The sequence below is a fragment of the Aliidiomarina sanyensis genome (assembly GCF_003987175.1).
GTDB classification, from domain to species: Bacteria; Pseudomonadota; Gammaproteobacteria; order Enterobacterales; family Alteromonadaceae; genus Aliidiomarina; species Aliidiomarina sanyensis.
Genome location: NZ_PIPM01000002.1, coordinates 53770 through 66946 on the forward strand (window position 1 = coordinate 53770; position 13177 = coordinate 66946).

At 51.3% G+C, this 13177-nt stretch carries 13 protein-coding genes; 9 read left to right on the forward strand and 4 right to left on the reverse strand.

Annotation, left to right across the window (positions count from 1 at the left end):
• Positions 1-8 precede the first annotated feature (8 nt).
• Positions 9-896, forward strand: a complete 888-nt coding sequence (locus CWE11_RS02515; protein WP_126776032.1) for a cytochrome c oxidase subunit 3 — start codon at positions 9-11, stop codon at positions 894-896.
• An 18-nt stretch (positions 897-914) separates the two neighbouring features.
• On the opposite strand, the gene CWE11_RS02520 is transcribed toward CWE11_RS02515, so the two are convergent.
• Entirely contained in the window at positions 915-1133 is a 219-nt protein-coding gene (locus tag CWE11_RS02520; RefSeq protein ID WP_126776033.1) for a DUF2909 domain-containing protein, read from the reverse strand.
• Positions 1134-1154: 21 nt separating this feature from the next.
• On the opposite strand from CWE11_RS02520, the gene CWE11_RS02525 reads away from it, so the two are divergent.
• From CWE11_RS02525 to CWE11_RS02545, 5 genes are read left to right on the forward strand one after another with little or no spacing between them, the layout of a single operon-like run.
• Positions 1155-1910, forward strand: a complete 756-nt coding sequence (locus tag CWE11_RS02525; RefSeq protein ID WP_126776034.1) for an SURF1 family protein — start codon at positions 1155-1157, stop codon at positions 1908-1910.
• 2 nt (positions 1911-1912) lie between these two features.
• A complete protein-coding gene (locus CWE11_RS02530; protein ID WP_126776035.1) occupies positions 1913-2485 on the forward strand; it encodes a hypothetical protein in 573 nt (190 codons plus the stop codon).
• Positions 2486-2495: 10 nt separating this feature from the next.
• Positions 2496-3506, forward strand: a complete 1011-nt coding sequence (locus CWE11_RS02535) for a COX15/CtaA family protein (RefSeq protein WP_126776036.1) — start codon at positions 2496-2498, stop codon at positions 3504-3506.
• Positions 3499-4386, forward strand: a complete 888-nt coding sequence (gene cyoE, locus CWE11_RS02540) for a heme o synthase (protein WP_126776037.1) — start codon at positions 3499-3501, stop codon at positions 4384-4386. The genes CWE11_RS02535 and cyoE overlap by 8 nt, the downstream gene beginning before the upstream one ends.
• 44 nt (positions 4387-4430) lie before the next feature.
• Positions 4431-5084 (forward strand): SCO family protein, encoded by a 654-nt coding sequence (locus tag CWE11_RS02545; RefSeq protein ID WP_126776038.1) that lies wholly within the window; start codon positions 4431-4433, stop codon positions 5082-5084.
• A 30-nt stretch (positions 5085-5114) separates the two neighbouring features.
• Here the strand turns inward: CWE11_RS02545 and CWE11_RS02550 are convergent, their stop codons facing one another.
• A complete protein-coding gene (locus CWE11_RS02550; protein ID WP_126776039.1) occupies positions 5115-6197 on the reverse strand; it encodes a polysaccharide deacetylase family protein in 1083 nt (360 codons plus the stop codon).
• 21 nt (positions 6198-6218) lie between these two features.
• Between CWE11_RS02550 and CWE11_RS02555 the strand changes: the two genes are divergently transcribed.
• Positions 6219-7547, forward strand: a complete 1329-nt coding sequence (locus tag CWE11_RS02555; protein ID WP_126776040.1) for an MATE family efflux transporter — start codon at positions 6219-6221, stop codon at positions 7545-7547.
• Positions 7548-7610: 63 nt separating this feature from the next.
• On the opposite strand, the gene CWE11_RS02560 is transcribed toward CWE11_RS02555, so the two are convergent.
• Positions 7611-9023: a DUF4397 domain-containing protein gene (locus CWE11_RS02560; RefSeq protein WP_126776041.1), complete on the reverse strand. Its 1413-nt coding sequence runs from the start codon at positions 9021-9023 to the stop codon at positions 7611-7613.
• Positions 9024-9147: 124 nt separating this feature from the next.
• Here CWE11_RS02560 and CWE11_RS02565 point away from each other — a divergent pair, with 124 nt between their 5' ends.
• Positions 9148-9753: a hypothetical protein gene (locus CWE11_RS02565; protein WP_126776042.1), complete on the forward strand. Its 606-nt coding sequence runs from the start codon at positions 9148-9150 to the stop codon at positions 9751-9753.
• Between the two features lie 12 nt (positions 9754-9765).
• Here CWE11_RS02565 and nfuA read toward each other — a convergent pair whose 3' ends face one another.
• The gene (gene nfuA, locus CWE11_RS02570; RefSeq protein WP_126776043.1) at positions 9766-10344 is read right to left on the reverse strand and encodes a Fe-S biogenesis protein NfuA; all 579 of its coding nucleotides are present in this window, start codon (positions 10342-10344) and stop codon (positions 9766-9768) included.
• A gap of 158 nt (positions 10345-10502) precedes the next feature.
• Here nfuA and CWE11_RS02575 point away from each other — a divergent pair, with 158 nt between their 5' ends.
• Entirely contained in the window at positions 10503-13151 is a 2649-nt protein-coding gene (locus CWE11_RS02575) for a M14 family metallopeptidase (protein WP_126776044.1), read from the forward strand.
• The last annotated feature ends 26 nt before the right edge of the window (positions 13152-13177 follow it).

The following is a 13177-nucleotide window of genomic DNA, read 5'->3' on the forward strand; positions in this document are numbered from 1 at the left end:
AATGAAAAATGAGCACAGAACAAAATAATCCACAAAAATATTATGTGCCGGACCAAAGCATTTGGCCTTTGGTTGGCTCGGTTGCACTCGGCTTGATTGCCTTCGGTGCAGCGCACTACACAATCGAATTCTCACGCCAAGAAGCCGGTTTCGGTCATTGGGTCCTGCTCGCTGGCTTGGTTGTGCTACTCATCATGCTGGTTGGTTGGTTTGGTGACCAAATTCGTGAGTCCCGCGCCGGTTTATATAACGCCCAACTCGGACGGTCTTATCGTCAAGGCATGCTCTGGTTCATCTTCTCTGAAGTTATGTTCTTTATGGCATTCTTTGGTGCGCTCTTCTACGCACGTATGATTGCCGTTCCATGGCTTGGCGGAGCGAGCAACAACGAAATGACCAATCAAATTCTGTGGCCAAATTTCGAAGCTGCATGGCCTCTGCTCAGCACGCCTTCCGGAATTGAAACACAGGCGATGGGATGGTTTGGACTTCCGTTGATCAACACCATTATCCTCGTGATCTCATCCGTCACCTTGCATTTTGCGCATGTGGGACTTGAAGAGGGTAAGCGGAAAAAGCTGATTAATTGGCTGATTGCGACCATTGTCTTAGGTCTCATATTCTTGGGTTTACAGATGTATGAGTACGTCTACGCGTATCGCGATCTCGGGCTAACGCTTCAGTCAGGAATTTATGGGAATACGTTCTTCTTGCTCACTGGCTTCCACGGCTTACATGTGACGCTCGGAGCGATCCTCCTGATCGTGATGTTGTTCCGTTGTTGGGCAGGACATTTCTCTAAGAACGACCAATTCGCATTCCAAGCCTCTGCTTGGTACTGGCATTTCGTCGATGTGGTTTGGATCTGCTTGTTTGTATTCGTCTATATCTTGTAAGAAAACGAGCGCCCCTGCTCAGTAGGGGCGCTGATTCATTGTGGTGATATCCAAGGCCAAGGCCAGAATCACCAAAATTAGCACAACCGCCGAGAACAAAACGCGGCGACCAATAAAATGAGACATGGGAGGCGCGTCTGGATCATTTTTCAGCGCACTAAATAGCCCCCGGAACAGGTTGACAATGATGTATAGCAGTAACGCAACCAGTACGATTTTTAGAATGACGTTTAACACCTTAGGTCCTCTGTAGTTGTTATGGCAGTCCTTCGCGTCGGTTCATTATTATTTCGACTCCATCCTGGAGCACTTCTTGTTACTTTGCTTGCGATTGCAATCATGGTCAAGCTAGGTTTGTGGCAAATTGATCGTGGTCTGGAAAAACAGGCCATTATGGATCGCCATGCTGACGCCCCGCATATTTATCAACCCAATGCGCAGACCATTGCGCACTTGGAAGCGGATACTCGTATTAGCGTCCGTGCCACGCTCGATACCGAGCGCTATTTTCTAATCGATAACCAAATCCTGCATGGCCGCGCTGGATACCACGTCGTTGCCCTGGCGACAGCCCCTGAGTTTGACGGTGAATATCTTCCGGTAAACCTCGGTTGGGTTGCTGCCGGAATTGACCGCTCAACTTTTCCAGAAATCACGCTCCCGGAGGGTGAGCTCGCACTCGACGGCCGAATCCGGATTCCTTCGAGCCGACCTTTTTTGCTACAAGAACAAACGTTCACGCCACCGGAAAGCTGGCCTGTCCGCATCCAATTTCCAGAGCTTGATAAGCTTCGCGAGGGAATGCGCATCCCTCTCATGCCCGTTATTTTGCTACTCGCGGAGGATAATCCCCTTGGATTTCCACGGGAGTGGCCTGTCGTCGTCATGACGCCGCAACGTCACTATGCCTACGCCGTTCAATGGTTTGGCCTTGCGATCGCGGCGTTTGTGGTGTTTTTCGTCGCCAGTCGTCTGCGAGCAAAAGACGACGACGCGAAGTCGTACGAGGAGTAACCATGAACTCACCCGATGTAGAACAACAAAAAAAACGAAATCGCCGGGTTTTATTAACGATTGCGTTGGTGTTTATTTTGCCGTTGACCCTTGCCAAGCTTGTCTTAGCACTTGGTTGGTATGAGCCCGGTGTTTCCCAAAAAGGAAATCTAGTTGAACCGGAACTGCAGATTCACACGGACGATAATGCCATGCTTCCTGCGACATGGCGGATTGCCTATCGTATGCCCGAGACCTGTGATAGCGCATGTGAGAATGCCCTGTATGTCAGTGGTCAATTGTTCCATGCCCTTGGACGCCAACAGAGTCGGGTGACGCCGGTAGCGATCCGTGGTGGCGAAGCAGCAGATACACTTCCGTCGCTGCCAGAAGATAATACCGTGCAACTGCTCACCGTCGAGGGTGCATATCAGCAACTCGGTGCCATTCCAGAGCATAGCTTGATGATTATTGACCCGGTTGGCACCGTTATTTTGTGGTATCCCGGTAGCGCGGATCGGCGTGAAGCGATCTTGCATGGACGCGATTTACTCTCAGATCTTCAAAAATTATTAAAACTATCGCGGGTCGGTTGAGGTATTGGCGATGAAAAAATTAACAGCATTTTCTCTTGGTTTCGTCTTAGTCGTTATTATTCTTGGTGCGTACACGCGTTTGACCGATGCGGGACTTGGGTGCCCGGACTGGCCTGGTTGTTATGGATTTTTGACAGTCCCTCACGCTGAATATCGGGTCGAAAAGGCTGAAATGCGTTTCCCTGAGGCTCCGCTTGATCATTTCAAAGCCTGGAACGAAATGATTCATCGCTATGCGGCAGGGATTCTCGGACTCCTCGTTTTGGCGATGGCCATTATTGCGATACGTCGCAGACGTGCTGGTGTGACGAACAAACCCTACAAGCTTCCGATCGGTCTACTTGCACTGATCACATTCCAGGCAGCACTTGGGGCATGGACTGTGACCATGGCGTTGCAGCCGGTCATTGTGATGCTCCATCTGATGGGTGGCTTTACCACGTTTACATTGCTTGCGCTTTTGTACATGCGAGAAGCAGAAGTTCCTATTCCCCTTGAGCACTCCATGGTTCCACTACAAAAAATAGCGATGGTCGCTTTGGTGGTCGTCATTATTCAAATCATGTTGGGGGGTTGGGTCGCGGCGAACTATGCAGCGCTCGCGTGTACAGCGTTGCCTATCTGTGAGGGCAACTGGTGGTCACGACTCGATCTCCTAGGAGCGTTAACCGTGCCTCCAGCGGACAACTATGAGTTTGGCGTACACAATTACGAACAACGTATGACCATGCATGTTTTCCACCGTATCGGTGCATTCGTTGTGCTCGCTGTCATGGCGAAGCTGTTGTGGTCTATGTGGCAACGGGCGACCACCGAATGGTTTAAACGCATGACATTGGTTCTTACCGTTCTGCTGGTGGTACAAATTGCTCTGGGCGTTACCAATGTCGTCGCCAGTCTGCCATTACTGATTGCAGTTGCACACAACGCGGTCGGTGCGCTATTAATGGTGGCTCTCGTAATCTTGAATTACAGCCTGGTCAAAATAAAACAACAACAAAAGGAGGTGAGTCATGGCTAACCCAGTTGCATTAACTCACCGCGCAAGCTGGCGTGATTATTTGGAATTAACCAAGCCTCGTGTTGTCGCACTCTTGCTACTCACTGCGGTGGTTGGCATGGCGCTTGCGACACCCACATGGGTCGCTTGGGATATCCTGATTCCGGCTTTGATTGGCATCGGCTTAATGGCCGGCTCTGCGGCGGCATTAAATCACTTGGTTGATCGTCATATTGATGCGCGGATGGCGCGCACACTGCGTCGTCCACTTCCAACAGGTTCGTTATCGCCCCGTCGTGTTCTGATGTTTGCGGCCATCATTGGCACCTTGGGCTATGTGATTCTTGATCTGTTTGTGAACCGCATCACGGCACTCTTAACCCTAGCAAGTTTGGTCGGTTACGCGGTGATTTACACCATGTACCTGAAGCGAGCGACGCCACAGAACATCGTGATTGGCGGACTCGCGGGTGCCGCACCACCCTTACTTGGGTGGACCGCCGTCACCGGTGAGATTCACGCATTCCCATTACTCTTAGTGATGATTGTATTCGCTTGGACGCCTCCGCATTTCTGGGCGCTCGCAGTCCACCGTGCAAAAGATTATGCCCGCGCCGAAATTCCGATGTTGCCAGTAACACACGGTATCGACTTCACGAAGACCTGCATTTTTCTATACACCGTTTTGTTGACCGTGATTTGCATCTTGCCTTATCTGGTCGGAATGAGTGGGCTCATCTATCTGGTCGGTGTCACAGTGCTAAATATCATCTTCCTGGCCTACGCATGGAAGCTGAAATTTAATCCGGGCAAGTTTACCGCGTGGAACATGTTTAAGTTCTCAATCTGGCACCTGATGCTTCTGTTTGTATTGTTGTTAGTAGACCACTACGTGCGTTAACACCACAACAGATCGGTCCCTAAAGAAATGGTTTTGGTTGGATTATGTTGAAAAAGATTCTGTTGCTGATCGCAATGCTCGCTGTCGCAGTCCTTGGAAGTGTGAGTTACCTCAAAATAACCGAAGTCTCGGAACCGACGCTTGCTTCAGCGCGTATTTACGATGCGCCACGCGCCATTGAACCTTTTATTCTCGAAGGAACTCGCGGCGCTGAAGTGACTGAGAGCGCACTCCAAGGCCAATGGACATTACTCTTCACGGGCTATACATTCTGCCCAGATATTTGCCCGACCACCATGGCCTTTCTCAAAAGTCGCTGGTCGCAACTGGCCGATGCCACCGACTTCCCGGTAGAAGTCTGGATGATTAGCGTCGATCCCCAGCGTGATGATATTGAGCGGCTTGGCATGTACGTAAACTTCTTCGGGGACGGTTTTTTTGGGGTACGAGCGGAGCACAAACACTTGTTTCCATTCGTTCGCAACATTGGGTTGATGTATTCAATACCCGATGAAGACGAGACAAACTACCTCGTCAACCACAGCTCGGCTATTATCTTGGTCAATCCCGCCGGTCAACAGCAAGCTATCTTTCGGCCTAGCCATGAGCTTGGGCAAATGCCTACGGTCAACCCCAATGAGTTAGTAAGTGACTTTGGGAAAATTGTCCGCTACCTAGAGCGTGTTTACGCATTTTAAGACACGCTCTCGGCAAGCTCGTGCTCGACTTTACTGCGGCCATGTCCCCTGCTCGTCCGGGCGAATCCACTGAATCGAGTACCAATAGAACCGACCCGGCTTACTGATGCTGGGCGCTGTGCAGTTATAACGCTGGCGACCAATCCCAATCGGCTCGGACGCTTGTACGCGGAACGTTTGATCATCGATCCACTCAGGGGGGTGGGGGTGGCTTCGGATAAAGCAGTTCACTTGGTGACGATGAATGTCTTCCATATCCAATTTCAATTCGAGTACCGGCTTGGTGTCAGTGTGGTCCAAGAGGGTATCCGTGTAACGAGCTTCTAGCACCGGGAGATTTAACGCGGCCATCTTCGTGCCGAGCGTCCGCAAGTTGGCATAAATACCGGCTGCAGCAAACCGCGGGGCGGCTCGAAAATCGCTATGCGCGCCAAACCCACCAGAATGCTGGCCAAATCCAAAGAAGCCCAGCTCCTTCACCAAGTCCGCTAGTTTGTTGTCATATTCACCGTAGGGGTAGGCAAAAATCTTGTAACTAACGCCCACTTCATCTTTAATCTTCTGCTCCGCGCTCAGAATGTTCTCACGCATCCGCGCCAGCCACTGACGCTCGGACTCGCCGTCAATGCGCCGCGGCATATGCGAGTGGTCTGTCGAGTGGTTTGCGATGACGACGCCTTCTTCATGCAAGGTGCGAATTTGATCCCAACTCATATATTGGCCTGGGCGCTCGCCAATGGGGTCCGTTGCCACAAAGAGCGTCCATGGCACATCAAACTCATTCAAAATAGGACGGCCATTGGTGAAAATATTCTGATATGCGTCATCAAATGTAATCACGACGGACTTTTCAGGGATTGCTTTTTCGCCCCGTGCAGCCGCAATCGCATCGCGAATATCAATCACCGTAAAGTCGTTGTCCTTGAGATATTGCAAGTGCTCTCGCAACTCATCCTCTGTTACACTCGTTACGCGGGGTGTCCGGTCACTGACATGATGGTAAAGGAGAATCGATGCATGGGCATCGCCCGAAGCGTGGCTCTCCTTGGGAACAAGCATAAAAGCGCCATACAGCGCGACACCGCATAAAAAAAGAAGAATACTTTTGCGCATGAAACCTCCGGAGCTCTGTGTATGACCCTAAGCGCATGGCAACGTTTTTGGCTGGCAGACCATCGCCGAATCTTCGCGATCGCCCTGCCGATGATTATCTCGAATATCGCAGCGCCCATGCTGGGGTTAATCGACACCGCTATCATAGGCCATTTGCCCGAGGCTATCTACCTAAGCGCGGTCGCGGTAGGTGCAATGGCCATCAACTTTGTTTATCTCCTCGCCATTTTTTTGCGCATGTCGACCACCGGCGTGATTGCACAAGCTTACGGTGAGCAATCGCAAACTCAGCAACATCGCCACTGGAATCATGGCCTCATTTTCGCAGTCGTTCTTGGTGTTGTAATCATTGCCGCTCTCCCCCTGATTCTCTGGATCTTGTGGCATTTGGTCGATCTCGAGGGCCGTGTTCAGGAACTGACCGCTCAATACATTCAAATCCGGATTTGGGGTGCTCCCGCAGCACTCATCAATTTGGTCGTTTTGGGCGTCCTCTTGGGTCGCCAACAAGCAAAAGCGGCCATGCTGCTGGTGATTTTTACGAACGCGGTCAACGTGGTTGGGGATGTGATTCTCATCATCGGACTTGATCTTCACGTGGTTGGGGCAGCCTATGCGTCGCTTATTGCCGAATGGAGTACCGCCCTCCTAGGCTTTTTCTTGGTGAATCGAAGCTTGCAGCTGCGGTGGCGAAATTGGCCCTCAATCCGCTGGGGAGAAACGTTCGCGCTTGCACGAATGAATCGCGATATTTTTATTCGCTCGCTCTTGTTGCAATTTTGCATTGCCATGATGACCGCCTACGCAACCTATTATGGGTCTACCACAGTTGCGGCCAACGCCGTCTTGATGCAATTTCTGGTACTGATTTCACTTGGACTCGATGGAATTGCTTATTCGGTCGAGGCGCTGATTGGTCAGGCCAAAGGCCAACGCAATCAGCCACGCATGCGCATGTGGTTTCAAGCTTGTATGGTTTGGTCTCTCTTCTTTGCAATTTTGTATTCGCTGCTTTTCTGGCTGGCGGGGGATCATGTGATTCAGCTGATTACCAATATTCCCGAGGTCATTGAAACGGCGAATCTTTACTTACCGTGGCTCGTCCTATTGCCCTTGGTGGCGCACTGGAGTTACTTCTTTGATGGCGTTTTCATTGGCCTTTCGGCCAGTAAAGCAATGCGCAACACCATGGCGTGGGCCACCTTGGGTGTGTTTATTCCCGTTTGGTGGCTGACCCAGCCCCTTGAAAACCACGGTTTATGGTTCGCTTTAGTTTGTTTTATGGGCGCCCGGGGCATTGCTCAAGCTATATGGATCCAACGCAGTGGTGTGTTGCGTGATCAGACATAAAAAGACCGCTCCCGAGGGAGCGGTCGAAAGGCCAATACTGCTTACAAAGACCCAGGGGGAAGATTAATCTTCGTTGGCGAAGTCATCCATCAGGATAACGCCTGGAGGCAAGCCGCCACCTTCACCGTCCGTTGCGACGATGGTGTAGATACCGCCACCATTGAACTCAAGAAGGACCGGACCGATCGCCGCGTCTTGTGTACCTGCAAGCGTTACGGTAATCCAATACTCACCCGGTGCAAGTGCGACATTGCCCGTGGTTTGTAGTTCTTCGAGATTGAAGTCAACGCCCGCAAAAGCTGGCTCTGCGTCGCTGATATCGTTGGTCTCAGTTACATAGATATCAACTTCGCCCGCAGAAGGTGACGCGTGGATGACACGAACGGTAGCTTCGGTCGTCACGCGGCGATTGAAGTCACGTAAGACCGCTGGACCAAACGCCTCATCACCCAAGCTACCAACCGCAAGGACTGTGTACGCCCACGCATTTTGCAGTTCAAGGTCTGCTTCGATCACCGTTGTGTCGGTGTCCGCAACGTTTACTTTCACGTTATATTCGTCGGCTGCTAGGTTCAGGTAGCCAGTGAACTCAGGGAACTCGAGCCCTGGAACCGCCACTGCGTCGTTCACCAAGATATCAACCGCTGGCGCGTCAGCAATCGCATGGACTACACGCACGTCGGCACCTGTGTCAACGGAGTAAAGAACGAAAGAGCTCTCCCCGTCCGCGACTAAGAGTGCAATCGGACGCTCTGCAGTGTTCGCTGCAACATTTGGTGTTGCGGTTAAGAACAAGTCAGCACCCGCCGGAATTGCGATTTCGCCCGAGTCGAAAACAACAGCGTCTGCGTCACCTGAAACGGTAATGCGGACTTGATAGTCACCGCCAGGGATTTCGACTTGCGGCGTGAAGTCTTGATACGCCAACGTTGCAGCTGGTTGCTCAGCAGACAAGTCTGCGTCAAACTCGGTCAAATACACGTCAACCGTTAGGTCGACTGGAACACCGTGCAAGACCTGGATGCGTGCGTTTCCACTTGCGATCTCATTGATCTCGTTGGCAACGATGAATGGCTCTAGCGAGTCGTCATCAACACGACCTAGCGCAAACACGTCGTAGCGCATATTCTCTTCAAGGTCGAGCGAAAGTGGACCGATGACCGTTAAGGTGTCGCCACCCGGTAGGATCGCGTCCACACCAATTTCATAAGTTCCTTCGTCAAGCGTAGCGAGTCCCGAAGCAACCTGATAATCTACGCCTTCAAGGAAATTATCACCATTCGCCGTGATGTTTACAGCTGGAGCATCCGCAGAAGCATGGTGTACGCGAAGCTCAAACTGCCCCGGAGGTGGTGGCGGTGGTGGTGGGGTTGGTGGATTTGGGTCAAGTATGATCGGACCCGACGAACTACTACCGCACGCGGCAAGCGCGAGGGCTACTGCAGAAGCACTTAGTACTTTTGTGATCCTGTTCATGAGTATTTCCTCTTAATGGGTTGTCAGCAACGATCAATTACGGAGGAAATTTCAGAACAGGATCACAAATTCCTAACATGGAGTGAGTTAAAGCAGTGTAAAGATAATGTAAAGGCATGAAATTATGGCAAAAGCGGTCATTGCATTCTTAGTCGGTGTCTTACTTATATTCCTTGTCCTGCATTTAATTGCAGTCGATTCCCCGTTTGTTCGGCTCCCCCCCAGTACTGATGGCGTTCACGTCACTCCTGCATCGAATGATCGTAATTTAACAATCATTCCATCCGAAGAAAGACCGGACACGGCCCCTGAACCAAGCACAGACGAGGTACGTGCATCCCATGAGCGAGCATCTGCAGAAGCCTTGATTGATGCAGCGACCTCTGAAGACCTTGCAATCCGCCGCATCATTGAATTAAACGTGTTGCTGTTAGCACATATTGAAACGAGCGCTGCTTTCGCCCACCACCGTACATTGACGGTCGCTCTGCATGAATTTAATGGAACGACGATCCATTCATTGGTTTGCACGGGCACGCGTTGTAGCGGGCTTATTCGGACATCAACCCAAGCGCAAGCTGAATCACTCGGACTGTGGCTTACTGAGAGCAAACAGCTTGGGGATTTTATCGTGGATGGTACGTACCGCGTATTTGAAGAAGACGCAATGCAGTTTGTGCATGTGGTCTTGACGACAGACCCCGAACGGGGTCTGCCGATGCAAGACTAAGATGTCAGAAGATTAATAGTACGAGTGCTCGCCCCGTTGATGTTCTGTGATATCACGAACACCTTTTAGCTCATTTGGGAACAAGTCGAGTAACTGCTTCTCAATCCCATCTTTCAAAGTGACGTCAACCATGGAGCACCCATTACAACCGCCTCCGAACTGAAGAATGGCCACGCCGTCGTTGGTGATTTCAGAGACCATCACTTGACCACCGTGGCTCGCGAGTTGGGGGTTAATCTGGCTTTGAATAATATAATCCACCCGTTCGATCAGCGGCGCATCATCTGCAACTTTCGGCGCTTTTGCGTTAGGCGCTTTTAGGGTAAGTTGCGATCCAAGCTCTTGCTGAACGAAATCAATTTCGGCCTCCTCCAAAAAGGGAGCACTTTCTTCGTCGACAACCGCGTCAAACCCGGAGAATGGAAGCCGGATATCCGTCTCCTCAACAGAATCTGCAGGACAATATGAAACGCCACATTCAGCATTGGGGCGTCCCGGGTTCACAACAAAAACCCGAATACTGGTGCCTTCGTCCTGTCTACTCAAAAGTTCACGAAAATGAGCTTGTGCTGAATCTGAAATCGTAATCATGATGTAACAACCTTACCCTCGCAGCTGTTTGCTGCTATACCCGACTAAATTACTAGGGTTTATTCTATCGCATCTGGAATGCATTGCATAGTAACCCGCTTGGTCAATTTTTCTGGAACTGGTAGGGTTCGAGTTGTTGTAAAACAGGGGAAACGACGATGATTAGATATTTAAAAAAGAAAGTGGCCGGCTTCACGAGCGCTGTTGCCCTCGTCTTGGCAAGCCTCTCTGCCTCGGCGACTTACGTAGAGGACTTGGATCTCAGTTATTATCTACCGAGCCATGTCAGTTTTGATGAATCCATCCCGACGCCCAGAGAGATTCTTGGGTTTGAGGTGGGTGAATGGCATGTCCGCCCAGAACAAGTTCAGCGGTATTTTGAAGTCTTGGCCGATGCATCGGACCGGATGACGCTAAAGGTCACCGGCTACTCTCATGAGCGTCGCCCAATGCTCGTAATGAAGGTGAGTGCAGCTGAAAATCAGGGGCGCTTAGAAGAGATGCGTCAGCAGCACATGGCGGTTTCTGATCCAAGCCAGAACGTCAATGCAACAGAAGCGCCCTTGGTCGTTTACCTTGGATATAGCGTCCATGGCGATGAGCCTTCCGGCGTCAATGCGTCTTTAATCACTGCTTATTATCTTGCTGCAGCGCAAGGTGATGAAATTGATGCGTGGTTGGACAATACGGTGATCTTAATTGACCCTATGTATAACCCGGATGGTATCGCGCGCTTCGCGAACTGGGTCAATCAATACAAATCCATGACTCCCCACAATGATCGGCAGCATCGCGAGCACCAACAAGATTGGTTGCGCGGTCGTCAAAATCACTACTGGTTCGATCTCAATCGAGATTGGTTACTGCTCCAACACCCAGAGTCTGAGGCGCGTATTGCAACCTATCAGCGCTGGTTACCAAATGTTCTAACAGACCACCATGAGATGGGAACCGATACCACCTATTTCTTTCAGCCGGGGATCCCAAGCCGTAAAAACCCGCTGACACCAGACGAAAATGTGCGTTTGACTGAAAAACTCGCCGAGTTCCATGCGGACGCACTCGATGAAATCCACAGCCTGTATTACACCGAAGAGTCATTTGACGATTTTTATTATGGCAAAGGCTCAAGCTATCCGGACGCACAAGGCACCATCGCGATTCTGTTTGAGCAAGCCTCCTCACGAGGGCATCTACAAGAATCGATTAATGGCGATGTCTCGTTTCCTTTTACGATTAAAAACCAATTCGTTACGTCGCTATCGACAATCCGTGGCTCCATTGCACATCGGGATCAATTACTCGATTTCCAGCAACGCTTCTTCAAAGAGAATATGCAGCTGGCGGCTCGGGAAAGCTTCGATGGATACATGCTGAAGGAGGCGGATGAAGGACGGATGCATGAACTGCTGCGTATTCTCACAGCACACAGCATCAATGCCTATCCGGTGACAGAAGAGTTCACGGTCGACAATGTGACCTACCGTCCGGGCGAAGCCTACTGGGTACCGATTCGTCAACGCAACTACCGGTTGCTGAAAGGCGCTTTCACCACCCGTCAGGACTTCCCAGACAACACCTTCTATGATGTGTCGGCCTGGACCTTGCCGATGGCCTTTAATGTCGAGTTTAAAGAGCTTCGTCAGAATCGCCGCTTCCGCGTCAGCAACACGGCTTGGAATGCACCATCTGACTTCAGTCCTTCTGAGCTCGGTGAAACCCGCGTGGGTTATGCCTTTAGCTGGGAACCGCATTTTGCACCGCGCGTCCTGACCCACTTGTTGCGCAACAATGTCCATGCGCGCCTCGCAGCGGATGATGTCACCATTCGCACACCGGAGGGAGAGCAGCGCTTTCCACGGGGCTCCGTACTCGTGACTCGAGCCTATCAGGAGCGTCCTTGGAGTGAAGTGCAAGAACTGCTCGCACGCCTCGCGGGGGAAAACCGTGTGCCAGTGCATACCATTACAAGCGGCCTGACACCCACAACGGGAATGGATATTGGCAGTCGCAGTGTTGATCCCGCCACCTTGCCCCATGTGTTGCTCGTCATTGGTGATGGAACCAATCTGCAAGAGGCAGGTGAAGCATGGTATTACCTGGATCGTGATTTGAACCTGCCCGTGACCATGATTGAGACGCAGCGGCTCGATAACTCAGATATCAACCGTTACACCCACATTATCTTGGTTGATGGTCACTACCGCACACTCAGCGATCGCTTCAGGAGTCGACTACAAACTTGGGTTCGCGAAGGTGGCACCTTGATTGGTCAGAAAGGCGGTGCACGGTGGATGACCGAGAACAACCTCCTTTCAGCCAATATGGTCAGCCAAGACACCTTCCGGGCGAAATTTCCGAGCGAAGGCTTAAGCTATGGTGATCGGAGCGACTTTTTCGCGCAACAACGAATCGCGGGCGCCATCTTCAACACTCGCTTGGATCTCAGTCACCCGCTGACTGTGGGTTTCCCGCGCGCAAACCTGCCGGTGTTTAAAAACAGCACTATGGCGTTTGAGGCCAATCAGGCACCGTTCGTTGATGTTGCCCGCTATGTGGAGAATCCGGTGCTAGCCGGCTTTACGTCACAAGGAAACCGCGAAGTCTTAAGCGGAAAGAGTAACATCGTCGCGCATCGCTTAGGCAGCGGTCGCGTCATCGGATTCTCAGACAACGTCAACTTCCGCGGCTACTTCTGGGGCACGACCAAGCTCATGGCAAATGCTTTGTATTGGTCACAGTACGCACTCGGAACCGGTGCCGATGATGAAGAGGAAGCGGTCGATGAGGATGCGCACGCTCATTAACCTTCGAACTTCGTAAATCAAAGCCC